Raw genomic sequence first — 23,412 nt, 5'->3', positions numbered from 1 at the left:
TACTAATCTTTTGTTACTTTCAAAAAATGGTGTTGGCTTTTTCTTATTCATGTACAATAAAATTATGAAGTTATATTCAGTTAAAAAGTAATAAGTTTAAAGAAGGTATAGTAATGGATAAAGAAACTGCTAAAAATATTAGAGAGAGTTTAAAGGCTGATTGTTCTAATTGCTTTGGACTCTGCTGTACGGCGCTCAATATAGTAGCATCAAGTGATTTTGCAATAAATAAAAATGCTGGGACTCCCTGCCCTAATTTAAATGATGAGTTTCGTTGTAAAATTCATCAGAATCTTAGAGAAAAAGGATTTAAAGGTTGTACTGTGTTTGATTGCTTAGGGGCTGGTCAAAAAGTTTCTCAAAACATTTTCAATGGACAAAATTGGAGAGAAAATCCTGAGATTGCTGAAAAAATGTTTAGTGTATTTCCTGTAATGGAACAATTATATGAAATGATTGCATTTATTTCTGAAGCATTAACTTATGAGGTTTCATTTTCACTACACGATAATTTAAATCAACAATTGGAAAAACTACAAAATCTGACTGATATGGATGCTGATAGTTTGTTATCTATTGATTTAGTGATGTGTAGATTTCCTATAAAAGAGTTACTTCTTGAAACAAGTCAATACATTCGAAGTGAGCTTAGCTCGAAAGTTTTTGCTATTAAGAAAGGAAAAGAATGTAGTGGTGCTGACTGGATTGGTAAAAATTTTAGTGGTAAAGATTTAAGAACAACCGACTTAAGAGGAGCTTATTTAATTGCTACTGACTTACGAAATACTGATCTAAGAGGCGTTGATTTTATTGGTGCTGATTTGCGTGATGCAAATTTAAGTGGGGCAAATCTTTCTACCAGTTTGTTTTTAACTCAAATGCAAATTAATTCAGCAAAAGGTAACGAGAAAACTATATTACCCTCTCACTTACAAAGACCATATCATTGGATTTAATGTACTGTCAGGTTCTTTCGAAGATATATATATTGCAAATGTTAAAGAATTCTATGGAGGGGATACTACACTTACATGTAGTATCCCCCATATTTTTTTACTTAATTATTCATTTTCTATTGAATCTGCAATTGTAATCTTATCAATCAATACTAGTTTTTTCCTAGCACGCCAATACAAATCTCCACACTTTTCTTCAAATCCATATGAGACCAACTTGGGATTTTGCCGTGTTGAATAGCTAGTTCATGGGACGCTGGGATATGAATAAAACCAGCTTTCATGTCGTGATTGTTTGTTTTTGCGTAATGCAATGCCTCATACATGACGTTGTTGCATAGATAAGTTCCAGCTGTGTTTGAGATTGCTGCTGGGTATCCTTCTTTTATAAGTTGATCTACCATTTGTCGAATCGGCAGAGTGGAAAAGTATCCTGGTTCTCCTTCTAGATGAATAAATTCATCTATAGGTGTGTTGCCTTGATTGTCCGCTGCTCCATCTTTTACATTGATGGCAATTCGTTCAGGTGTGATTTTATATCTTCCCCCAGCTAATCCTAGTGAGATGACAGCGTCTGGTCTGATTTCTTCCATATGCTTAAGTAGTTGTGCTCCAGATGACGCGAAGTCAACCGTTAGCACTCTACCAAACACCTGGTAACCCCCAATTTCCTGTCCATTTAGTTCCTCTACAATACGCATCGTTGGATTTACCGTGAAAGTCAAAAATGGTTCAAATCCTGTTAATAGAAGTTTTTTCATCTAAATCTCTCCCTATTCTTTTCAAGTAACCACTCCAGCTTATGATCAGCTCGTAGTAGGACTTGTTTGATTTGCTTGATTTGTTCTTCTTTGTGAAGCATTTCTGTGTATTTGTTTTGAAACGTTTCTTTTAATAGTATAAGTTTCTCTATTTCTTCTTTCGTCAATTCTTTATCTTTATCCATGTTTTGAGACCAGTCAAAAAGCATTTTTATTTCTAGTAAAGAGAAGCCATTTTGTTTTAGTTTGACTATGGTCTTTATTTTGATAATGTCTTCTTCGTTGTACGATCGTTGTTTTTTTTGTATATCTGGCTGGAGTAATTCTATTTTTTCATAGTAACGGATGGTATCTTTACTAAGTCTTGTGCGTTCTGCAAATTCTCCTATTTTCATTGAAATCACCTACTATTTTATAAATTTAAATACAAGTAATACAAGTATAAGATGAACGATCAATCGAATGATGTGATGACTATACGTAAGCTTTCCATTTTTCATCATACCCTCCGCAATTGCCAGCATGTGCAATACAAGAAATATTACGATCAATAAAATAAGTATCATATTTTTATTTGGAAGAAATAACGTAACCATTATTCCCCCTGCCACCGCGACAAACAATAACGAGCGAACTTGAAACCCTGTTTCTTTCCATTGTACCATTCCAGCAATTCCTGTTAATACCGCATACACCCCAATTACTACATACGTTAATACTGTCATTTGCGACACTCCCTTTCTTTATATAGCTTAAAAGATGGAGTTCACTCCATGTCAAGGAAAAAACAGACTCATTATATAAACTGAGTCTGCTTTCATTCGGTCGTATTTTTGTGTATACGGTCTTAAATTTTTTTATCCGGTCATATTTCTATTTATCTGGTCACATTTCTTTTGGTTGAGGCAAATTCTGCATATCTTTTATTCTTCTTCATTCACAATAACTTGCCTTCCTTTTAACTTCAATAATAATGGAACCAATAACCATGCTACGGCTGCAACGATGAAAACTAAAGACAATGGCTTAGTTACAAAAATACTAAAGTCCCCATTTGAAATCGTTAATGCACGGCGCATATTGTTTTCAATCATTGGTCCTAATACTAATGCAAGCACGAGAGGTGCAATTGGGTAATCATTCTTCGATAGTAAATAACCTAAAAATCCGCATCCTAACAGTAAATATAAGTCGAATGTTGTATATTGTACTGCATATACTCCGAAGAATGATATTGCAACAATCATTGGTATTAAATATTTCTTTGGTGTCTGAATGATTTTTGCAAATACGCGAACTAATGGCATGTTTAATATGAGTAGCATTAAGTTCCCAATAAACATACTTGCGATGAGACCCCATGCAACTTCAGGATGCTCATCGAATAGTAGTGGACCTGGCTGAATATTGTACATAATCAATGCACCCATCAATATTGCGGTTGTACCGGAACCTGGAATTCCCAAAGTTAAAAGCGGAATCATAGCACCTCCAGAAGCCGCGTTATTCGCTGACTCAGGGCCAGCTACACCAGCGATATGCCCTTTTCCGAACAGTTCTGGATTTTTACTAAATTTTTTCTCTGCTATATAGGAGAAGAATGATGCAAGTGTTGCACCAGCTCCTGGCAGTACGCCGATAAAGAATCCAAGTAAGGATCCGCGGGCAATTGGTACGGCACTATCTTTCATATCTTGCTTAGTTGGCATAATTCGATGAATCTTCGCTATCGCTCCAGATTCTTCGTCACGCTCTAAAATTGTTTTTATTACTTCTCCGAGTGCAAACAAACCAACTGCAATCGTTAGGAACTCAAGACCCGAATATAGAATAGGCTGATCATATGTAAAACGTGCAATTCCAGAAACTGCATCGATACCAATAGTTCCAAGCATCAATCCAAAAACGGTCATGATCAATGCTTTAGTCATCGATTTCCCCGCAAGTCCACTAACTGCTGCTAACCCTAATAACATCAATGAAAAATATTCTGCTGGACCAAATTTTATTGCGACATTCGAGAGAGGTTCCGCTAAAAGTACAAGTCCAATTAATGAAATGATTCCTGCACAAAACGAACCTATTGCTGCAATGGCTAAAGCCGCTCCCGCTCGTCCTTGCCTTGCCATTTGATAGCCATCTAAAGTTGTTACTACAGAAGAAGATTCTCCTGGGGTATTTAACAAAATAGAAGTAGTCGAACCTCCGTACATCGCTCCATAATATACTCCTGCTAATAAAATTATCGAACTTGCGGCAGCTGCGCTTGTTGGCATCCCTGACGTAATCGTTGCCGTTACAGGAATAAGGAGGGCGACACCACTCATTGGACCAATCCCTGGCAAAACTCCTACTGCTGTCCCAATGACAACACCGACAAATGCAAACAATAAATTATGCCACTGAAAGGCAACTTTGAACCCATCCGCAAGAAAATGTAATGTATCCATTGCTTAACTCCTCCTTTCTCAAAACAGTGGGAATCCTGGTAATGATCCACCTAGAAGCTCTGAAAACAAAAAATAAACACCTATTGAAAATATTGCCGCAATAACTATAGAAGAGAACGTCTTTCCTCGTTCCATCGTTTGGAAAGCGATTAGTAGAAATAGAAAGGTGGATAATACATATCCAATTTTCTCTAAGAAAAAGGCGTAGAGTATAGCACTACCAAAAATGATAAAGAATTTTTTATACTGCAATTTCTCTTTTTCAGATTCCTCCCCTTTATATTTAAAAGTCTCATATAAAAGGCGAATACTTAGTGCAATTAAAATGATTCCCAGGCCCATTGGAAATATCTTTGGACCAACAGATGACCCATATGCACTATCTGGAATTCTTTGACTCTCAACAAGAAATAAAATACCTATTATTAAAAAGGCGACACCTGCAAATCGATCAAACTTTTTATTCATTCTACATGCCTCCTATCAGAAAAGGCGGCAACTACGGCCGCCCATATAATGTTATTTCTGCATGCCAAGTGCTGTTAATAATTCCACAATTACTTTATCTTGTTCTTCTAAATAAGTAGTAAAGTCTGAGGAATTACGGTATTCGCTCGCCCAACCGTTTTTCTCTAGTTCTGCTTTCCACTCATCCGTTTCTACCATTTTTTCAAGCTTTTCTGACCAATAATTCTTAGCGCCTTCTGACATTTCTTTTGGTCCAAAAAGACCTCTCCAAATTGTAAACTCTGCGTCAATTCCTGCCTCTTTATATGTTGGCACATCTGCTAAATCCCCTGTTAAACGTTCAGAAGAGCTTACTGCTAATACTCGTACATCCCCTGATTTTACATAAGTAGCAATTGTAGAAGCATCTGTCGCAATTACGTCAGCATTTCCACCAAGTAGAGCAGCAACAGCTTCTCCACCTCCATCATACGAAACATACTTAACCGTTTTTGGGTCTACTCCAGCTTTAAATGCAGGTAATACTCCTACTAAGTGGTCCATTGAACCTGGTGCTGATCCTCCTGCAAGCGTTACTGCCTTTGGGTCCTTTTTCAGTGCATCTAACACATCTTGTAGTGTTTTAAAAGTTGAATCATTTTTAACAACAATTGCTCCGTAATCGCGAGTTAACTGCGCGAGTGGCGTTGTATCTTTATACCCGTAAGGACTGTTTCCTTCTGCTTTATTGTTATTAATAAGAATTGGTGGAGATTTAACCATTAAAACATAATCATTTTTTGCTTCCTTCGTTGCAAACTCTGCCATATAAACAGCTCCGCCGCCACCTGGCTTATTTTCTACCGTAATTGGTTTTTCAATTAATTTTGTATCATTCATCGTTTTAGAGATGGCACGTGCTGTTAAATCCCATCCCCCACCAGCACCTGATGGAGCAACTAGTGTAATATTCTTCTTCGGATAATCGGATGATGAACTTCCACCTTCATCTGATGCACAAGCTGCTAATCCAATTGCTAATGTAGCGACTAGAGCAACAGACGAAAACTTTTTCCAACTTCTCATTTTAATCCCCCTTAACCCCTTTTATGATAGCGGTTTCATACGCCTGTTTATAATTTATCAAAACATTAAGTAAACTCAATGCTTTTGGTTATAAGTTGGATAAAGGGAATAAAGTTTATTATGCTCATAATGTTCATGAAGACTGGATGAAATATCTCCGTTCCGGTCTACCTACTGTACCGTATGACAACTCTGCATATACAAGCTTTTCGGAAACAAGGTATTCTAAATATCTTCGGGCAGTCGATCTACTCACACCAACTTTTAAGCCAAGTGATTCAGCTGTAATGCCCTCCCTCATTGTTTGTATATGGTTTACCACTTTTTCTTTTGTAATTGGATCGATCCCTTTCGGAGGAATCGACTCAGTCTGTAAAGTAGTACTCACTTTATTATTCCAGAGTGACTGTATAACCTCTTCCTGTACATTTCCTTCTCTTGTGAGAATATCTCTTTTGGTTTTATATGCAAGTAAGCTATCTTTAAATTTTTCAAATGTTAATGGTTTTAATATATAATCAGCAACTCCGCTACGAAACGCTTTTTTCACAATATCAGCCTCTGCTGCTGCCGTGATGAAAATAATATCTGTATCTGGACTGTGCTCCTGAATAACAGACAATAAGTCCGTGCCTAAAGTACCTGGTAGATACACATCCAATAAGACAAGGTCGGGCTTATATGTAATAATCCAATCCTCACCTTCTTCCCCAGTAAATGCGGAGCCAATAACCTTAAACCCTTCTAATTTCTCAATAAATCGTCGGTGAATGTCGGAAATTCTCTTATCATCTTCTACTATTAATATTTCAATTTGCTTTGTCATGTAGATACCCCCCTTTTGGAATTGAAACGATAAACAATGCTCCGCCTAAATCCCCTCTTTCTATAGCAATTGAACCTCCTAAATCATCTACATTTTCTTTTACCTTTACTAATCCAAATCCACGATGTTCACCACTTTTCGTGGAAACTCTCTCCTTCCAAACTATATCTAGTATTTCCTCTGATATTCCTTTACCAGAGTCTTCGATTTCAATAAGAATTTCCTCCCCATTATCGAAAATAAGAACACGTACCACACGTTCTTCTTCTGGGAAGCACTCTACTGCTTCAAATCCATTCGTCACTAAATTCCCAATAATAGAAACAAAAAGATGCTTTTGCAAATGTTTTGGTAACTTATCTATGTAACTATCTTCATCTAAAATAAATCGTACTTTTAATTCCTTTGCTCTGTTTAAAAAACCAATGACGATCCCCCCAAGGAATGGATCCTGCAAACGTTTTGTCATAAATTGAATTAGTGACTGGTGCTCAGCAGTTTCATCATGAATTAAACTTAGTGCCTCATCATATGAATTCAACTGTAATAGACCCGAAATAGTATATAAAAAATTATTATATTCATGTGTTTGAGAACGCAATGCTTCTGTGTACTGTTTTACTTGTGATAATTCTTCGACTAGACGGTCAATATCTGACTGAAGACGAAAACTAGATACTGCTCCTACAATTTCGTCTCCTACTCGAATGGGAATACGATTGACAATCGCTTTTTTCCCGCGAACCTCCATAGGTCGATCTAACTGTCCTTCACCAGATTTCATAACTTGAGGAAGATTCGTATTCGGAATAACTTCCCAAATGTTTCGACCAATTAATTTTGTATCTACAGGTAATGATAATATTTCATGTGCTGCTAAATTCACCATAGTAATTACGCCATTTGCATCTACCATAATTATTCCTTCTCGGACGGATTCAATCAATGCATTACGTTCCGTAAATAAGCTCGCAATTTCCGTTGGCTCTAGATCAAATAATTCTTTCTTTATACTGCGTGATATCATACTAGAACCCATGATTCCTATTAATATAGCAATTACTACGATATAAGCGATATTATCCACATACTGCATAAAAATGTTCACCATATTATCTTTTAAAAATCCGACAGAGATGATTCCTATGATTTCACCATTTCCATCCATGACAGGAGCTTTTCCTCTTATCGCAGTACCAAGTGTCCCAGTCGCTTCTGATATATAGGATTTACCGTATATAAGCGCTTGTTCATTATCATCCCCAACCATTTTTTGACCAATTCTCTCCACTATTGGATGTGTGTAGCGTATCCCTTCTTTATTTCCAATAACTACGTATTCTGCACCTGTACTCTCTCGAATACTCGTTGCAATTGGTTGTAAAATTACGGTTGGATCTTGTGCATGAAATCCAGCTATAATATCCGGCCTTTCTGCTGTGGTAATCGCGATGCTAAGTGCCCTTTCCCCAATTTGCCGTTCAATAGCATGTGAAATAATAAAATAAAAAGATATACCAATTACAATTGCCACAAGTGAAACAAAAACCGCTCCAAATCTAAATATACGTGCTTGTAATGTCTTCTTTTTCATATTACCCCCACAAAACTTTTGATATAAAAATTACAATTGTTACCGTAATACAGCTAACAATCGTTGAAAATAAAACAATTTGTGCTGCTAAATTTGGCTCTACATCATATTCCAGTGCAAGCGTTGAGCTATTACGAGAAGTCGGGAATGCGCTAGCGATAAATAAGGATTGCGCTACTACCCCATCAATGTTCATTAGTAGTATTAAACTAAGTGCAAGTGCTGGACTTAAGATTAATCTTCCAACCGTGCTTGTTAAAATGACCTTATTAAATATCGTTTTAATATCAAGTTGAGCTAACTGTGCACCTAAAGTAATCAGCGCAATCGAAATAAACGCATTCGCCAAGTAATCGATAGGTATACGTAAAAAAATAGGAATACCAAAATTCCAGAAATTCATTACTGCTCCAAGCATTAATGCATGAACAATTGGCATTCGAATTAAGCTACGCAAAATATCCAATCCGGACTTTGTGGAAGAAATTAGATTATATAACCCATATGTATACGTTATTATATTTTGGAAAATCACTATAATTATTTGAATGGAAATACCAAGAGGATTGGCAGAGAAGAGCATCTGACTGACTGGAATCCCATAATTACCTGAGTTAATCAGCACAATACTATTCTTATAGATAGCAGATTGATTTCTATTTAACTTAAGTAATTTACTAACAATCGAACTTAATATCATCAAACAAATACTGAAAACTATTAAGTAGAATACAATCTCACCTAATATATCTCCATTCACCTTTGTTTCATAAATATTAATAAAAACTGCTGCTGGCATTAAACAGTATGTGATTAAATTCGACAACGCCTTCAAATTAAATTGAAACTTTAACTGAAGAGCTGCTCCTATTCCAAGCATGATTAGAATTGGTGCAACTACCTGAAAAAAAACCATACCTAAATAAACCATCCGAGTTACTCCTTTCCAACATATCCAAACATATTATCGCACTGTTTGTAATTTTCTGCTATAAGCAAAAGATCTTATTACAGGTGCCAGGCACTCGTAATATTTTGTCCATAAAATGGTTGTAAAAGACAGAATACACTGTAACGCGACAAAACCATCCAACCGATTATTTTACTGCAGTGAAAAGCATTATTCTATACTCCAGCAAGTGACCTCATGTTTTTGACAAGTCACTCCCAATCGGATGGGTTCCTTTAAATTTGATAAGCTTTTTAATAGCCATTGCTTTTTTTATAGTGTTCTATGTAGTATTTTGGACTTCGTTCTATCTATATTTTAGAAAACAAGCGAAGAAGTTGAATGAAGATCTTGATTTGCTATAAACATAAAATGAGCTCCTAACAATTTGTTAGGAGCTTTTTTCGAATAATTATTCTCGACTAAGAGGCACATATCCGGTCTTTTCAACCAATTCTTGTCCTTGCGGAGACAAAATCCATTGGATTAGGTTCTCCACATTTGGATTTTCTGTTCCTGCTGTCACTATGGATAGTTCTGATACAAGTGGATACGCACCAGATTGAATTGTTTCTTTTGTTGGTGGAACTCCATCTATTTCTAATAGTTTTATTTGGTTGTTATTCTCCATTTTTGTGGAATCGAATCGAAATGTATAGCCAATAGCATTTTTATAGTTTTTGTAGGCACTATATTTTTTGTACTTTTTATACTGAGATACCTCATTAATAATGCCAGTTACAAAATCCTTCGAAGGTCGTTCCATAATCGGCATATCTTCCATTATTTTCTCTAATGCGGACTGGCTTCCATTATCCATAGGTCGATGGAAGGCACGAATCGGATCGTTACCCCCTCCAACTTCTTGCCAGTTGGTCAGCTTGCCTGCATAGATATCTTTTATTTGCTCCATTGTCAATCCATTAATCTCATTGTTCTGATTGACAAAAAAGACAAACGCTTCTCGACCAATCGGGGTTATTTTCAGTTCAACTCCCCATTGTTTTGCAAAAGAAAGTTGCGATTTGGATGGCGTTGCTACAAAAATCATCTCAGCATTTCCAAAGATTAAATTGTAATACGCATCAGGCGTTGTATTGACCATCACTTCACTATCAAACGGATCATAGTCTCTTTTTGGATATGTCGCCTGAACGAATGCAGAGTACAAAGGATATAGTGCTGTTGCTCCGTCCATTCTCGGCAAACCCTTTTTCAGTTGAAGGGTTGAATTATCTTCTAACCGGGCGGCATCACTTGAATCTGTAAATGGTTGGTACTCGTAAATATTCACTGCAGCATTTATCGAAGGTTTCCAGTTCATATATACATACTGTATTGGTGAAATTGCACTAACTAAAATAGCTGTCGCTGTAATACCGGTGTAAACTATCTTGCGCTTCTTCGTCTTGAAAAAACGAAAAAGGTTTAACACATAAAGCACATATAACACAACTACTATTGTAAGAATTAGAGCCAAATACTGGGTCTTAAAAGTTAACGGCACCATAAATAGAAACACGATAGTAAAGAAATAAATTCCAAAAAGAACGAAAACTGCATATAAAACGGGTGCAATAAGCGTCTCTTTCTCCACCAAAATCTCCCCCTATTTGGATATTCTACAAATAAGTTGGAAGTCCTTTTATATTTCATTAAGAAGAGCTCCCAACTTTCCGTTAGGAGCTCTTCTTGTTTCATTGATTAATATACAACTCGAATAAATCTGCAAAGTCCTTTTTTACGTACTTATGTTTTTGGTCCAACATCCAATCTGTCGCGAATCGTGTAATATCTTCAAATGAGCCAGCTGGAGTTACTTCACGACTTTCGATTTTGCCAATGGACTGTGCAGCATAGTTTAAGCTGTTTTGAGCAATTTCGTATTTCTTTGCATTTTCTTTCATTTCCATAGAAATGGCGTGAATTACTTTGTATAAATCTTTTATTTCCGTTGCGAATCTTTTATGAATATCGATTGATAACGGAACGTTGCCTATTGTGAATTTGATTTCAACGTCTAGATCAATTGTTCCTGCGGTCTCAAGTGCAACTTCTGTAATTGGATGATAAACATAATCGTATCTTCTAAGCATTCTTTTCTTGCTAATTGCGTTTTTACCATCTACATGGATAAGCGCTTTATTTGTGAAGCAATACTCGTCTGCTTTTGTTTTGATAAGAAAATAGATGACTTCCCCTATTTCGTGCATAACAAAATCGTCTGCCTCTGTTTTGTCAAAGTCTGATTTTGGTACTACAACTCCGATATCTGATAATCCTAATGCATCTGAAGCTAATTTTTTTAGCATTCGCTGCTCCTCCTCTTTTCACTCATATTTTAAGATTATCATAGTTTACTCTAATTTTTTTAGGGAAATGATTACTATAGAAGTTATTTATTATTTCAAAATAATATTGCCTTTGTCTTTTATTTGTCGTTTAATTATCTAGTTCTAAAATAATATAAAAGGAATGTGATAAATGAAGAAGTTTATAACCAGCCTCACTATGACTATGCTAGTCGGAATGTCGTTAGTGGCGTGTACTCCAAAAGAAGAATCTACAAATGTGAATAAAGAAAATACCCAAGATGAAAAAGTCATTTCTGTTGAGGATGCAAACAGCAATTATCTTTCTGCAGTAGACGTGGACTATGCTTATAATTTCACTAAAAGTCTAGAAGAATTTAAATCAAATGAAAAACTAGGTTATCGTACTGCTGGATCTCAAGCAGAGTTGAAAACTGGCGAAAAAATTGGAAATGAAATGAAGAAAATCGGACTTTCTGAAGTTACGAAAGATGAGTTCAAAGTGGACACATGGGAATTCGAAAAAGCCGATTTAACTTTTACAGATGAAAACGGCAAAGAACACCTTGCAGTTTTAGGTGGATACCAAGTTAATTTCGATACAATCGGAGTGAAGGAACTCGATTTAGTCTATGCTGGAAAAGGAACAGCAGAAGATCTTGCTGGATTGGATGTTAAAGGCAAGCTGGTTTTAATCGATATTAACCAACGCGAAGAATGGTGGATTAACTACCCAGCGTATCAAGCACATTTAAAAGGGGCAGCTGCTGTAATCGCTGTTCAAGAAGCTGGGTATGCAGAAGTTGACCCAGATGCATTAAATGCACAAGATATTTGTGGACCAGACGATGCACCTGCATTTTCAATGTCCCAAACGGACGCAAATAGTTTAAAGAAAGCACTTGAAGCTAGTAAAAATAAGCTTTCAGTGAAGTTCGATGCAAAATCTACCGTGAAATTGGATGGCAAATCGTATAACTACTACGGTAAAATTATCGGGAAAGACCCAGAATCATATATCATCTTATCAGCGCATTACGATTCCTATTTTTCTGGATTCGAAGATGATAACGCAGCAATTGGGTTATTGATGGGAGTTGCAAAAGGATTAGTCGATAGCGGTTACCAACCAGAAAAAACGATTATTTTCAATGCACTTGCTGCTGAAGAATGGGGTATATCAAACTCTCGTTATGACTGGTCAACTGGCGCATACAACCAAATTTTCAAGGTTCATCCTGAATGGGTTGGAAAAGCCTTTGCTAATATGAACTTCGAGCTTCCTGCATATGAACATACAACACAAGATGAAATTCGTTCCGTTTATGAGTTAAACAATTATTTAACTCAGTTTGCAAAGACAGTACCAAGCGTTGATGGAGTTTATAAAGATGGGATTTCGATCGTTTCTCCACTACGTACTTGGTCAGATGACTTCTCATTTGGTATCGCTGGCGTTCCTGCGCTTCGTAATGATTTCCAAGATAGCGAGTTTATGCACTCTCATTATCATTCACAATTTGATAATGAAGGACCTTATAATATGAATGCATATAAGTTCCATTTAAATTTATATGGCTTACTTGCAATGCATTATGATGAAACTGCTGTCGTTCCACTTGATTTCACCACTCGTTTAAATGCATTGAAAGAAGACATTAATGCAGATATATTTAAACAAGCTGGCGTGTCATCGGACAAACTAGTTAGTGATATTGATAGCGCAATTGCAACTGCTGAAGAAGTAAATGCAAAAGTTACGAAAGTGAATGAAGATTACTTAGCTGCTCTAACTGAAGGCAATGCTGAGACAGCTAAAAAGGTATATAATGAAAGTCGTGAGTTGAACAGTGGATTACTTGCTGCATTTAAATATGCTGAAGATCAATTTGTCCGTTTAACTTGGGAAGACGAACCAATTTTCCCTCATGAACATGCACAAAATAACATAGATAACTTATCGTTATCAATAAATGCATTGGTAAAAGGCGATATCGCTACCCCACTAGACGATTACTTATGGAAAATTGATAACAATTGGTACGCATTTTACTTCGATAAAGAAGTATACAACTATTTTACAGACTATGTTCTAAAAGCTCCAAAAGAAAAACTTATGTGGGGCTCAGGAAGAATTATGGGACACGAAGATTTATTTGACACGATTAATTCGTTAAAAGAAAAAAGAGAACAAACTGGTGTTGATATTTCATCTGAGATTCAAACTTTAAATAGCGCATTAGAAAGACAAAAAGAACTGTTGAAAACGACGATTGCCGAGGAAGTAGCAAGTGTGAACAAGCTTGGCGAGATGCTAGATGAATTAAAATAATTAAAAACATAAAGAGCTGTCCTAAGTGTCATTTTGACCTTGGGACAGCTTTTTGTTGATTAGAATTCTCATTATTTCAAAGAGCATTAATTTCAGTACATTTTCAGATTCTATTAGACTTAGATTAAACCCCTAATTAGTTTAATTGTCTTAGGATAGATCCTTCTAAGAATGATTGAATGTTTTCTACTGTTTCACTGTAATACGTGCTATAGTTTCGTTCGCTCACATAACCAAGATGTGGTGTTGCAAGCATATTCGGAAGCATGCGGAAAGGATGACTTTCCGGAAGTGGCTCCATTTCGAACACATCAATCCCTGCTCCAGCAATCCAATTTTCGCGAAGTGCTTCTATTAGGGCTTCTTGGTCGATAATAGCTGCACGCGATGTATTAATCAGATATGCTGAAGGTTTCATATGCTTCAATTCATTTGTACTAATTAATCCTCTAGTTCTGTCACTTAGTACAAGATGAATGGAAACAAAATCGCTCGTTTCGAGTAATTCTTCTTTAGATGATGCTAGTTGAACTCCAAATTTATCGGTTTGTTCTTTCGTTAAATTTTGACTCCATGCAACTACTTCCATACCAAATGCCTTAGCAATCACTGCCATTCTACTTCCTATTTTACCAAGACCTACTAGACCAAGACGTTTGCCATTTAAATCAGTCCCTATAGTACTTTGCCAAGGTCCATTGTTTCGAAGCTCATTGTTTTCTTTTGTAATCTTGCGAGCGACATTTAATAATAACGCCCAGGTTAGCTCTGTTGGTGGCTCTGACATACTCGCAGTTCCACAAACAATTACTCCATATTTTTTCGCAGCAATAAGATCAATCGACGCATTTCTCATGCCAGAGGTTACGAGTAATTTAAGTTTTGGGAGTCTCTCAAAAAGAGATGCAGTAAAGGGAGTTCGTTCACGCATAATGACTATAATTTCAAAATCGCTAAGTAACTCGATCAATTGATCCTCACTTTCAATATGATTGCAAAAAGTTTGCACTTGAACCTTATCAAGTATAGGGGACCAATCAGCCATTTTAAGTGCTGCATTTTGATAATCATCTAGTATTGCACAACGAATTTTCATCTTCTATTCTCTCCCAGCGTATTATTTCAAATAATCTACCACAATTTGAACGATTAATAGAACAGTTACTATTCTAAGAAGTGGCTTCACTTGTTCTGATTTTAATTTGCGAGCTAGTCTCACCCCAAGTTGTGCGCCTATGATGGCTCCAAGCATTAGAGCGATAGTAAGTGGCCAAATGATTTTACCGGTAGAAATATACGTAATGGAAGCACCAAAACAACTGGCAAAAACACCGATTCTTGCTAAACCAACTGCTCGAATATATGCGATTTTTTGACTCGCATATAAGTAGAGCGCCAACGTGCTGCTCCCCGGTCCAAACATTCCGTCGTACATACCGATTCCAAGTAGTGCGGGTACCATTTTTTTATTTAAACGAAACGACCCAGTTCCTTCAAAGTTCCCTTTTCCCATAAAGGATGTGATAAATGCGAAGCTTAGTAATACTATAGCGATTATAGTTAACGTATTTCCGCTTAGGAAAGAGGCAACTAGCCCCCCTAAAACGCCCCCCCCCAAGCAAAATGATAGCACAGACAGTGCCTCTTTAACGGAGATTTCTTTCTGTTTAAAAATAACGAGGAAGCTAGATAGCGAGCTAACTGTATTGGATACTTTGTTTGCACCAATTGCTGAATGCACGGGTAGCCCCATAAGTAGCATCGTTGGTAAGCTAATGAGTCCCCCACCTCCGACTAGGGTGCCAACAACATTGCCTACAACTCCAACAATAAAAAAGAGGATGAATTCCATAATAAAGCCTTCTTTCCATTCTTTCTGATGTAATTTAGCATAACTCTCAATTAATGATAAGTAAATTCAATAGTATTTATCGTTTTACATTTGAAAAACTTATTAACACTAGAAGGAGAAACAACAAAGAAACGGGAAGTACTAGTATAGGAGGGATTCAGTTGAAAAGATTATTACTCTTTGCATTTGTATTAATCGGGTGTTCAGATGAAAAAATACCTACTGAAAAAATTGCACCAAATTTAGATACTCCATGGTCCATAAATAAATATAAAAATACTTTCTATATATCCGAACGAGTGGGAACGATTGCGGAAGTCACAAATAGTGGGAAGGTTATGCACAAAGAAGTGAAGCTTTCTAATGATTTGTCAGATGCTTCAGAAGCGGGTCTACTCGGTTTTGTATTGAAGAATGATTTTGGAGAATCACGTGAGGCATTCGCTTACTACACATACGATCAGAACGGAGATTCTTTCAATCGAGTAGTAACAATTAGACAAGAAAACGATATTTGGAAGGAAATTGCTATTCATCTAGATAGTATACCTACAGGTAATATTCATCACGGGGGCAGGCTAAAAATTGGACCGGATGGATACTTATATGTCACCATTGGTGATGCAGGAAATCCCTCTAATGCACAAGATGCAAAATTGCTCAACGGGAAGATATTACGAATGAAGAAAGATAGAACATTCGAAATCTATACTACTGGTCATCGTAATCCACAAGGACTCGCTTGGGATGAGGATGGAACACTTTACGAAGCTGAACATGGACAATCTGCAAATGATGAAATTAATCGAATAGAACAAGGTAAAAACTATGGCTACCCAATTATCCAAGGGACTGAAACAAAAGATGGATTGGAATCACCTATTATTACTTCCGGTTATAGAGATACATGGGCTCCATCAGGTATTACATTTCACAAGGGAAAGTTATATGTGGCTTCCCTTCGTGGTGAAGCGGTCAAAGTAATGAATGTATCAACTGGAGATGTAGAGCGTTCCATTACTGGGTTTGGACGTGTACGCGATGTATTCTCTGACGGAGAATACATCTACTTCGTTACGAATAACACAGATGGACGAGGATCACCTAATAACGGTGATGATGTACTTTATCGCTTGAAAGAGTGACTTGCTATAACTTCAAGCACATCGCGATTTGCACACCTGATCTTCCATTGAACCGCTTACCTTCATCGATAAATCCTGCCCTCAGATAAACTGATTGCGCTGCCTTATTAGCTTCGTTAACACCGAGTACAATCTGGCTGACATGAGGAAAATTTTCGTTTGAATATTCACGTAGTAGACCCATCGATTTTTTTGCAATTCCATTCCCTTGATAAGACGGGTGAACAGAATAACCTCTCAGTAAAATGCTCTCTTGTTTATCCGTGTAATTGAATTTATCTTCGCCCGAATCGAGCACGAAAAAGCCAACAACAATTCCATTTTCTAATATAACAATTGGTGAATAAGTAGACGTGTTTTCACTACGATCCAATAGTTCAAGTGGATGTGCTGTGAAGGATAAGTGCTCCTCTGAAAGTGGATAATTCTCTAAAGCCGCTTGATATTTCATTTCATATGGTGCAAGGGTAATCATAAATACTCCCCTTTTTCTATTTTTTATTAGCATAACATAAAAATTTCTACGAGAGTTTGCTAAACTTTTATTGGAGGTGTTGGTACAATGGAAATTACTATTATTGGAGGGGGAATTGGTGGTCTTTGCGCCGCGGTTACTTTGCAAAAACAAGGATTCTCCGTACAAGTATACGAGTCATCCTCCTTCTTTCAACCGGTCGGTGCAGGTATTGGAATTGGGTCGAACGCAATGCAAGCTTTAATAGAAATTGGTGTTGGTGAAAAAGTCTTTGCAAATGGTAATGTCCTACATACTCAAGTTTTCCTAAACGCAAAAGGTGAAACGTTAAATACTATCAATTTCAGTGTTTTAAAAGAACAATTTGGTCAAGAAAATATTACAATTCATCGAGCAGATTTACATCGCACTTTTCTAGATGTCTTAGAACCAAATACAATTCAGTACAATAAAAAATGTGTATATGTCGATCAAAATGAAGAACGAGTAACTGCTTATTTTGAAGATGGAACCGAAGTGACTTCTGACTTGCTTATCGCTGCCGATGGAATTCACTCCACTATACGAAAAAAACTAATACCAGACTCAGAACCACGCTACGCTGGATATACATGCTGGCGAGGAATCACGGAAAATAAAGGGCGAGTTGATGAGTTTACATCGACAGAGTTATGGTCTCCCGCCGGTCGTTTCGGAATGGCACCGATGAAAAATGGAAAAGTTTATTGGTTTGCTTGTATCAACGCAAGAGAAAAAGACCCTCTTTATCAAACTCTCGAACAACACGAAATCGCCAATCTATTTACACATTTCCCTAAAGTCGTTCCAGAAATAATTAGCGATACACAAGTTGACCATATTCTACACCATGATATTTCGGATATCAAAGCCCTTCGACAATTTGTTTATGGAAGAGTTGTTTTACTTGGAGATGCAGCCCATGCAACTACACCAAATATGGGACAAGGAGCCGGGCAAGCAATTGAAGATGCCATTGTCCTTGGAAATGGCTTCAAACAATTTGAATGCCTGGGACAAGCATTAGCCTTTTACGAGGAAAAGCGAGTAGCACGCACTGCAAAAGTGATTAAGTTATCTCGGCAAATTGGAGCAGTAGCACAACTGCATTCTCACGCACTCGCTAATACTCGCGATTTTTTATTCCCATTCATCCCTTCCAAGCTACTTTTGCGAAGACTGAAATTTTTGTTTGATGTGAAAATGAAGTAAAGTGCCTTCTTAGGAAGGCACTTTTTTCTTAGTATATCTGGAATCCCATTTCATCCACTACGTTGATATGCTTAGGTACTTTCAAATAAATATAAGTATCGCCAGACGCTCTCCCGTATTCATACCTCTGAAAAAGGCCATCTATTGAAAGAACCGCTAATTGATTCGAAAATCTATAAAATCTAAGTTCTTTTTCAGCTGGCTCTTGAATAATGAGTTTATCTCCTTCCAATTCTATTTTGGATAATTGTATTTTCTCTTTAAAGTCAATCCCATACATAGTTAAATTCGTACGATACACTTTCCCTTCAACTAGCTGCTTTTTTGAATCTGTCCAATCTACATATACTTTTGCTGTTGGATGATCAGAACTTGGAGAAACTATATGAAGTGTATCCCCACTTAATTCCTGGGATATTTCCTCTTCTAAAAACTTCGAATCTAATTTGTTTACTTCATTGTTTCTAAATGCTTGATTAAATGTTAGATTTTCATTTTCAAGCTTTTGAAACTCTTTTTGAGTAATCACTTCATCACCATTAAACGGAATAAACTCATAAACTACTACTGCTAATAAAAGAATGCTAACATAAGTAATAATAATCCATTTACTACCTTTTTTATTCCAAGCGATATGCTTTAAGCCACCCCTTACTCCTTTGAGGATTAGCATATTGATGACTAGTACAATAATAATAGAAATTAATAAAATCACAAAAGTACTCATTTTCTAACCCCCAATCGATTAGAACATACTATAGCAAGAGCAAAGAAAATAAATGGTATACAAATTAATTTAACAATCAAAAATAAATTATTTACAAAGATGTATTGAATAACCGTTTGACCAAACCTTGTAATCGGTATTGCTAATAAGAAAATAGGTATAAAGAAGATAAACACTTTACTAATCTGAACAAGCATTCCCCCTAAGTAACCTCCCGCTGCGATAGTTAAAATTAGGAGCATGATCACTATAATATTTTGAATGGATTGAAGAGGATCATCGAAAATACCTGGACTTTTCATATAATCGACTTTGTTCAAAAGCAGAAGAATAACTCGTAATAAATAGTTGCTTAAAAAGGTCGTTATTGCAGCAAAAATACTCATCAAGCAAATAATAATGATGTTTGCTAAATTACTGCTCAACCGAGTTGCTACAAAGGAAAAATCATCGTATCGATATGCTTTTGTGGTAATTAAATATCCAACAAAAAGTGCCCATACCGCAACAAAAGCAAAAACAATATCATTTGAAAGCAAAGTTACTTGGATACTCGTATTATTAATACTACTTCCCATCGAACTACTTCCATTCATTGAAAAGAAGAGCCCCACAAGTTGTATCAAAATAAGTGATACAACGGCACCTGTGTATGCTTTCATCTTAAAACTCACTTGAGCTTTAATCACATCTCCTAGTGTACTATTACTTAAAAACATCATCGATTCCTCCTTTCGTTTCGCTCGTAACATACATACAAACATCGCTCGCTGATACTGGTTGGATAGTTATACTATCCACACGTACTTTTTCAGGCGGCTTCTCATTTCTAACAACAACATAATGAAGATGACCATCCAAATACTTCGTATGAAGAACTTCCATTTGCTCGGTCAGCTTCACTACTAAATCAGTTGGCCCTTGAATAGCAACAGCGTATTCTTTCACTTCATCTAGAGATTTATGAAATACAACCTTCCCTTTATGCATGAGTAAAATATCTTCTAGCAAATGCTCCATTTCCGATAAATGGTGGCTAGAAATTATAATAGAACGAGGGTACGCTATATATTCTTTTAGTATTGCTCTGTAAAAATCTGTTCGTACTGCTTCATCCATTCCATTAGTCGGTTCATCAAACATCGTTAGCTCACATCGTGTTGCTAATCCAAAAATCATATTAAACGTAGCCATAGTACCTTTCGATAATTTAGAATGCTGTTGTTTTGGATTCAACCTAAAATAGTGAAATAAATTAGAAGCTAGATCCGCATTCCATCTTTTATAAAATTTAGGTGCAACTTCTAATATTTCAGCTAGTGTTAATGAATCTGGAAAGCTCATTTGGTCGTCTACTAAAATACTGTTCGCAGATACACACAAATTATTGAATGGATTGCTAGTGAATACTTTAACCTCACCTGAACTTTCTTTGATAAAACCTGCTAATATTTTTAGTAAAGTGGTTTTTCCAGCACCATTACGTCCTATCAACCCAGTAATTTTATGATCTTTTAATTGAAATGATATATTTTCAAGTGCATTCATTCGCTTATAACGTTTTTTGAGATTTTGACATTCAATAACTGTCACTTTTCTTTCCTCCCCACATTTTTTATTAGATCTATGAGTTCTTCTTCTGTTACAGAAAGCCTACTCGCTTCCAATACAAGCTCCTTAACCATATGTGTTAACGTCTCTGTCCGTCTCTTTTGCAAGATTCTTGTTTTCGCATTGGTTTTAACAAACATTCCTAGACCTCTTTTTTTATACAGAATTTGCTCTTCCAAGAGTATCGTCAAGCCTTTAGCTGCTGTAGCTGGATTAATATTAAAAAGATCCGCTAATTGATATTGGGAATGCACTTTCTCATCGTCTAGAAATCGATCAGCAATTATTTCATTCTCAATCCATTCGGAAATTTGGATATAGATAGGCTTCGTACTATCTGCATTTAGATTCAATTTCTTCATCTCTCTTTCATACAAGTTAGTACATTAGTGTTGTAATGTAGTATATAATAAATATGTGGAAATGTCTAACAATTAAAACCAATTGATAATGAATTTATTGTTGTACTAGAGAGGATTCTGAACAAGAATATAGAATTAAATATAAGAGAGATGGAGGTTATTATTATGAAATTAGGTCAAGTTGCAGTAAATGTAGAAAATGTAAAACGAGCTGTAGTGTTCTATAAAGATGTAATCGGATTACCTTTATTATTTGAAATGGATGGTTTAGCATTCTTTCAATGTGAAGATACAAGATTATTATTAAGTAGACCTGAAACAGCAGAATTCGACCACAAAAGCTCTGTGTTATATTTTAAAGTGGATGATTTGCATAAAGAGGTTGGACGAATGAAAGAATCAGGCGCAGTATTCATTGACGAACCACATATGGTTGCAAAGATGGGTGACACCGAAACTTGGATGTCTTTCTTCAATGACACAGAAGGCAACACTCATGCATTAATGAGTGAAATATGATGCAGTAGCCCCTCTCTGGAGGGGTTTTTTGCATTTATGTCCGGATAGATTGGTTTTCTGACCGGATAGAAAAAAATGTGACCGGATAAATAATTTTATGTCCGGATAATCTCTTTTCTGTCCATATAGAAATTTTTATGACCGGATAGCATTTTTTTTAGTTACTTCCTTCACCTACAATTAGGTGAGCACAGACGAGTAACACCGAAACATGGATGGCTTGCTTTAAAGACACAAGTAGCCCCTCCTTAGAGTGGCCATTTTGCATTTGTGTCCGGATAGATTGGTTTTCTGACCGGATAGAAAAAAATGTGACCGGATAAATAGATTTATGACCGGATAATCTCTTTTCTGTCCATATAGAAATTTTTATGACCGGATAGCATTTTTTCACTCATTTTATATTTAGTTGCTTTCCCTTCTCCCACAATGGTTAACCCCATACTCTGTAATATTCTTGTGACAGTTTGATGCTGTTGAATATGCAAAAATCTGCGGCATTCACTATTTGATAATTGGTCACCAATGAGCATAAACCACTCTTTAACAGAATTAATATGTGCATCTAAATCTTTATAACTACACCCCGGACATAACCAAGTTCTCTTAATACGTATCATTCCATATCTACTACAATTCCCACACTGAACCCCAGTGATCAAATCAGTTGGATCTATTCCCCATTTTGGGCACATTGGATATGGAAAATATGTTTGATTGTCCTGTACAATTTGCTCAGCCAAATAGTCCATTTGAGCAACAGATAAATAATCTTTATGTGTTTTTAAGTTCCTTAGTAAAACAGGAATACTCGATGCGTAAATAACTTCTGTATGATTTGGAGGTTTAACTATTTTAGATTTAGTACTACTAAATACTATAACTCCTCTAACAGGTATACGTATTCCTCTTTCTTTTAACCATTCTTGCAATAAATACATATTGCGATCTACTTGCACTTCAGGACTCTCAAATGTATCTTCCTGACTATTCTGTAATTTTCGCGTTAAACAGGGAGGATCATTTTCAAAACTCAACTCTCCCACAATATTCTTACACTCTAAAATCACTGCACAATAGGGACTTATAAACAAAGTATCTAACTGAAACTTTCCATTTGAGATTAAACTCACATCATGTAATACTCTGTAGTTAAAGGGAAATTGGTATTTTTCAAATATAGCTTCTACAACTGTTTCTCCAATAATTCCAGCTTTTGTTGATAACATCTTGGAATTAATCACTGTCTTCATTGAATGCTCGTTTGGTAAGCGATGATAGAGCATATGCAATCCTACATAATTGGCTGAACTCCTCTTGATAATCAAAACGTCACCCCTTTTCTGCATAATAACCATACATATTAAGATAGTAAATTGAACTAGAATGTAGACAATTTCATTTTGCTAATTAAAAGTGACTAGAAATTAATTTATAAGAATAAGTTATACGCCAAAACCTAATTTTAAATTATTTGCTTCTTTATCTCTTAATGTCGGTATATGTAATTATTTCCCGGGTAATGTCGTATCAAGCCAAGTACTTTTATATCCACAAAATTAAACCTAACTTACTAAGTAAGTAAGTAATCCAATTGGTAACCATTTGATCTCTGTTCAAGATGATTTAAAAATTTATACATAAAAAAAAGCCGTCATCGATTACTCGATAACGACTTTTTACAGTGCCTAGCGACGTCCTACTCTCACAGGGGGAAACCCCCAACTACCATCGGCGATGAAGAGCTTAACTTCCGTGTTCGGTATGGGAACGGGTGT

Annotated in this window: 25 protein-coding genes and 1 rRNA gene; 6 read left to right on the top strand and 20 right to left on the bottom strand. The window is 36.2% G+C overall.

All coding sequences use genetic code 11. The features are described from left to right. Positions 1-113 precede the first annotated feature (113 nt). Positions 114-956, top strand: coding sequence for a pentapeptide repeat-containing protein (locus tag ACFVR1_RS13450; protein WP_387584688.1), 843 nt, complete (start codon positions 114-116; stop codon positions 954-956). Between the two features lie 152 nt (positions 957-1,108). Here ACFVR1_RS13450 and ACFVR1_RS13445 read toward each other — a convergent pair whose 3' ends face one another. The 9 genes from ACFVR1_RS13445 to ACFVR1_RS13405 all read right to left on the bottom strand — a co-directional run bounded on the left by ACFVR1_RS13445 (position 1,109) and on the right by ACFVR1_RS13405 (position 9,051). Further along, a complete protein-coding gene (locus ACFVR1_RS13445) occupies positions 1,109-1,717 on the bottom strand; it encodes a pyroglutamyl-peptidase I (RefSeq protein ID WP_387584687.1) in 609 nt (202 codons plus the stop codon). After that, positions 1,714-2,112, bottom strand: a complete 399-nt coding sequence (locus ACFVR1_RS13440) for a MerR family transcriptional regulator (protein WP_387584685.1) — start codon at positions 2,110-2,112, stop codon at positions 1,714-1,716. The genes ACFVR1_RS13445 and ACFVR1_RS13440 overlap by 4 nt, the downstream gene beginning before the upstream one ends. A gap of 12 nt (positions 2,113-2,124) precedes the next feature. After that, positions 2,125-2,442, bottom strand: a complete 318-nt coding sequence (locus tag ACFVR1_RS13435) for a hypothetical protein (RefSeq protein WP_387584683.1) — start codon at positions 2,440-2,442, stop codon at positions 2,125-2,127. 198 nt (positions 2,443-2,640) lie between these two features. Then, a complete protein-coding gene (locus ACFVR1_RS13430) occupies positions 2,641-4,167 on the bottom strand; it encodes a tripartite tricarboxylate transporter permease (protein WP_387584682.1) in 1,527 nt (508 codons plus the stop codon). An 18-nt stretch (positions 4,168-4,185) separates the two neighbouring features. Beyond that, entirely contained in the window at positions 4,186-4,635 is a 450-nt protein-coding gene (locus tag ACFVR1_RS13425) for a tripartite tricarboxylate transporter TctB family protein (protein ID WP_387584681.1), read from the bottom strand. Positions 4,636-4,686: 51 nt separating this feature from the next. Then, positions 4,687-5,700, bottom strand: a complete 1,014-nt coding sequence (locus ACFVR1_RS13420; RefSeq protein WP_387584679.1) for a Bug family tripartite tricarboxylate transporter substrate binding protein — start codon at positions 5,698-5,700, stop codon at positions 4,687-4,689. Between the two features lie 133 nt (positions 5,701-5,833). Next, positions 5,834-6,526, bottom strand: coding sequence for a response regulator (locus ACFVR1_RS13415; protein WP_387584678.1), 693 nt, complete (start codon positions 6,524-6,526; stop codon positions 5,834-5,836). Next, complete coding sequence (locus ACFVR1_RS13410) at positions 6,510-8,120, bottom strand: ATP-binding protein (RefSeq protein WP_387584676.1); 1,611 nt, start codon at positions 8,118-8,120, stop codon at positions 6,510-6,512. The genes ACFVR1_RS13415 and ACFVR1_RS13410 overlap by 17 nt, the downstream gene beginning before the upstream one ends. Before the next feature lies 1 nt (position 8,121). Then, the gene (locus ACFVR1_RS13405) at positions 8,122-9,051 is read right to left on the bottom strand and encodes an AEC family transporter (protein WP_387584675.1); all 930 of its coding nucleotides are present in this window, start codon (positions 9,049-9,051) and stop codon (positions 8,122-8,124) included. Positions 9,052-9,290: 239 nt separating this feature from the next. Between ACFVR1_RS13405 and ACFVR1_RS13400 the strand changes: the two genes are divergently transcribed. Then, complete coding sequence (locus tag ACFVR1_RS13400) at positions 9,291-9,434, top strand: DUF3021 family protein (RefSeq protein WP_387584906.1); 144 nt, start codon at positions 9,291-9,293, stop codon at positions 9,432-9,434. A gap of 47 nt (positions 9,435-9,481) precedes the next feature. On the opposite strand, the gene ACFVR1_RS13395 is transcribed toward ACFVR1_RS13400, so the two are convergent. Beyond that, positions 9,482-10,666: a PstS family phosphate ABC transporter substrate-binding protein gene (locus ACFVR1_RS13395; protein WP_387584673.1), complete on the bottom strand. Its 1,185-nt coding sequence runs from the start codon at positions 10,664-10,666 to the stop codon at positions 9,482-9,484. 100 nt (positions 10,667-10,766) lie between these two features. Then, on the bottom strand, positions 10,767-11,381 hold the full coding sequence (locus tag ACFVR1_RS13390) for a PH domain-containing protein (RefSeq protein WP_387584671.1): 615 nt from the start codon (positions 11,379-11,381) through the stop codon (positions 10,767-10,769). 172 nt (positions 11,382-11,553) lie between these two features. Here ACFVR1_RS13390 and ACFVR1_RS13385 point away from each other — a divergent pair, with 172 nt between their 5' ends. Beyond that, positions 11,554-13,713: a M28 family peptidase gene (locus ACFVR1_RS13385; RefSeq protein ID WP_387584670.1), complete on the top strand. Its 2,160-nt coding sequence runs from the start codon at positions 11,554-11,556 to the stop codon at positions 13,711-13,713. Positions 13,714-13,849: 136 nt separating this feature from the next. Here ACFVR1_RS13385 and ACFVR1_RS13380 read toward each other — a convergent pair whose 3' ends face one another. Both ACFVR1_RS13380 and ACFVR1_RS13375 read right to left on the bottom strand, forming a co-directional pair. After that, complete coding sequence (locus tag ACFVR1_RS13380) at positions 13,850-14,809, bottom strand: D-2-hydroxyacid dehydrogenase family protein (RefSeq protein ID WP_387584669.1); 960 nt, start codon at positions 14,807-14,809, stop codon at positions 13,850-13,852. Between the two features lie 21 nt (positions 14,810-14,830). Beyond that, the gene (locus ACFVR1_RS13375; protein ID WP_387584668.1) at positions 14,831-15,565 is read right to left on the bottom strand and encodes a sulfite exporter TauE/SafE family protein; all 735 of its coding nucleotides are present in this window, start codon (positions 15,563-15,565) and stop codon (positions 14,831-14,833) included. A 161-nt stretch (positions 15,566-15,726) separates the two neighbouring features. Here ACFVR1_RS13375 and ACFVR1_RS13370 point away from each other — a divergent pair, with 161 nt between their 5' ends. After that, a complete protein-coding gene (locus tag ACFVR1_RS13370) occupies positions 15,727-16,710 on the top strand; it encodes a PQQ-dependent sugar dehydrogenase (RefSeq protein ID WP_387584667.1) in 984 nt (327 codons plus the stop codon). Between the two features lie 4 nt (positions 16,711-16,714). Here the strand turns inward: ACFVR1_RS13370 and ACFVR1_RS13365 are convergent, their stop codons facing one another. Next, positions 16,715-17,185: a GNAT family N-acetyltransferase gene (locus ACFVR1_RS13365; RefSeq protein ID WP_387584665.1), complete on the bottom strand. Its 471-nt coding sequence runs from the start codon at positions 17,183-17,185 to the stop codon at positions 16,715-16,717. Between the two features lie 87 nt (positions 17,186-17,272). On the opposite strand from ACFVR1_RS13365, the gene ACFVR1_RS13360 reads away from it, so the two are divergent. After that, a complete protein-coding gene (locus ACFVR1_RS13360) occupies positions 17,273-18,415 on the top strand; it encodes an FAD-dependent monooxygenase (protein WP_387584664.1) in 1,143 nt (380 codons plus the stop codon). A gap of 28 nt (positions 18,416-18,443) precedes the next feature. Here ACFVR1_RS13360 and ACFVR1_RS13355 read toward each other — a convergent pair whose 3' ends face one another. From ACFVR1_RS13355 to ACFVR1_RS13340, 4 genes are read right to left on the bottom strand one after another with little or no spacing between them, the layout of a single operon-like run. Beyond that, a complete protein-coding gene (locus tag ACFVR1_RS13355) occupies positions 18,444-19,142 on the bottom strand; it encodes a hypothetical protein (protein ID WP_387584662.1) in 699 nt (232 codons plus the stop codon). Next, entirely contained in the window at positions 19,139-19,861 is a 723-nt protein-coding gene (locus ACFVR1_RS13350; RefSeq protein ID WP_387584661.1) for a hypothetical protein, read from the bottom strand. The genes ACFVR1_RS13355 and ACFVR1_RS13350 overlap by 4 nt, the downstream gene beginning before the upstream one ends. Continuing rightward, on the bottom strand, positions 19,848-20,735 hold the full coding sequence (locus tag ACFVR1_RS13345) for an ATP-binding cassette domain-containing protein (protein WP_387584659.1): 888 nt from the start codon (positions 20,733-20,735) through the stop codon (positions 19,848-19,850). Before ACFVR1_RS13345 ends, ACFVR1_RS13350 begins: the two co-directional genes overlap by 14 nt. After that, positions 20,732-21,106, bottom strand: coding sequence for a GntR family transcriptional regulator (locus tag ACFVR1_RS13340; protein ID WP_387584904.1), 375 nt, complete (start codon positions 21,104-21,106; stop codon positions 20,732-20,734). Before ACFVR1_RS13340 ends, ACFVR1_RS13345 begins: the two co-directional genes overlap by 4 nt. Before the next feature lie 174 nt (positions 21,107-21,280). On the opposite strand from ACFVR1_RS13340, the gene ACFVR1_RS13335 reads away from it, so the two are divergent. After that, entirely contained in the window at positions 21,281-21,634 is a 354-nt protein-coding gene (locus tag ACFVR1_RS13335; RefSeq protein ID WP_387584657.1) for a VOC family protein, read from the top strand. 329 nt (positions 21,635-21,963) lie between these two features. On the opposite strand, the gene ACFVR1_RS13330 is transcribed toward ACFVR1_RS13335, so the two are convergent. Further along, positions 21,964-22,962 carry a nuclease-related domain-containing protein gene (locus tag ACFVR1_RS13330; protein ID WP_387584656.1) on the bottom strand — a complete coding sequence of 333 codons (999 nt, stop codon included), beginning with the start codon at positions 22,960-22,962 and terminating at the stop codon, positions 21,964-21,966. A 358-nt stretch (positions 22,963-23,320) separates the two neighbouring features. After that, positions 23,321-23,412 (bottom strand): 5S ribosomal RNA (rrf, locus tag ACFVR1_RS13325); the annotation flags it as partial.

The organism is Psychrobacillus sp. NPDC058041 (assembly GCF_042885655.1).
In the GTDB taxonomy this organism is placed as follows: domain Bacteria; phylum Bacillota; class Bacilli; order Bacillales_A; family Planococcaceae; genus Psychrobacillus.
The sequence above is the reverse complement of the archived record's forward strand: the minus strand, read 5'-3'. Positions and strand labels throughout refer to the sequence as shown.

Coding starts and splice junctions, on each gene's coding strand:
- ACFVR1_RS13405 (WP_387584675.1), bottom strand. CDS start 9,051: ATGGTTTATTTAGGTATGGTTTTTTTTCAGGTAGTTGCACCAATTCTA.
- ACFVR1_RS13385 (WP_387584670.1), top strand. CDS start 11,554: ATGAAGAAGTTTATAACCAGCCTCACTATGACTATGCTAGTCGGAATG.
- ACFVR1_RS13365 (WP_387584665.1), bottom strand. CDS start 17,185: ATGATTACCCTTGCACCATATGAAATGAAATATCAAGCGGCTTTAGAG.
- ACFVR1_RS13445 (WP_387584687.1), bottom strand. CDS start 1,717: ATGAAAAAACTTCTATTAACAGGATTTGAACCATTTTTGACTTTCACG.
- ACFVR1_RS13360 (WP_387584664.1), top strand. CDS start 17,273: ATGGAAATTACTATTATTGGAGGGGGAATTGGTGGTCTTTGCGCCGCG.
- ACFVR1_RS13335 (WP_387584657.1), top strand. CDS start 21,281: ATGAAATTAGGTCAAGTTGCAGTAAATGTAGAAAATGTAAAACGAGCT.
- ACFVR1_RS13435 (WP_387584683.1), bottom strand. CDS start 2,442: ATGACAGTATTAACGTATGTAGTAATTGGGGTGTATGCGGTATTAACA.
- ACFVR1_RS13375 (WP_387584668.1), bottom strand. CDS start 15,565: ATGGAATTCATCCTCTTTTTTATTGTTGGAGTTGTAGGCAATGTTGTT.
- ACFVR1_RS13450 (WP_387584688.1), top strand. CDS start 114: ATGGATAAAGAAACTGCTAAAAATATTAGAGAGAGTTTAAAGGCTGAT.
- ACFVR1_RS13430 (WP_387584682.1), bottom strand. CDS start 4,167: ATGGATACATTACATTTTCTTGCGGATGGGTTCAAAGTTGCCTTTCAG.
- ACFVR1_RS13390 (WP_387584671.1), bottom strand. CDS start 11,381: ATGCTAAAAAAATTAGCTTCAGATGCATTAGGATTATCAGATATCGGA.
- ACFVR1_RS13415 (WP_387584678.1), bottom strand. CDS start 6,526: ATGACAAAGCAAATTGAAATATTAATAGTAGAAGATGATAAGAGAATT.
- ACFVR1_RS13420 (WP_387584679.1), bottom strand. CDS start 5,700: ATGAGAAGTTGGAAAAAGTTTTCGTCTGTTGCTCTAGTCGCTACATTA.
- ACFVR1_RS13410 (WP_387584676.1), bottom strand. CDS start 8,120: ATGAAAAAGAAGACATTACAAGCACGTATATTTAGATTTGGAGCGGTT.
- ACFVR1_RS13440 (WP_387584685.1), bottom strand. CDS start 2,112: ATGAAAATAGGAGAATTTGCAGAACGCACAAGACTTAGTAAAGATACC.
- ACFVR1_RS13350 (WP_387584661.1), bottom strand. CDS start 19,861: ATGTTTTTAAGTAATAGTACACTAGGAGATGTGATTAAAGCTCAAGTG.
- ACFVR1_RS13380 (WP_387584669.1), bottom strand. CDS start 14,809: ATGAAAATTCGTTGTGCAATACTAGATGATTATCAAAATGCAGCACTT.
- ACFVR1_RS13425 (WP_387584681.1), bottom strand. CDS start 4,635: ATGAATAAAAAGTTTGATCGATTTGCAGGTGTCGCCTTTTTAATAATA.
- ACFVR1_RS13355 (WP_387584662.1), bottom strand. CDS start 19,142: ATGAGTACTTTTGTGATTTTATTAATTTCTATTATTATTGTACTAGTC.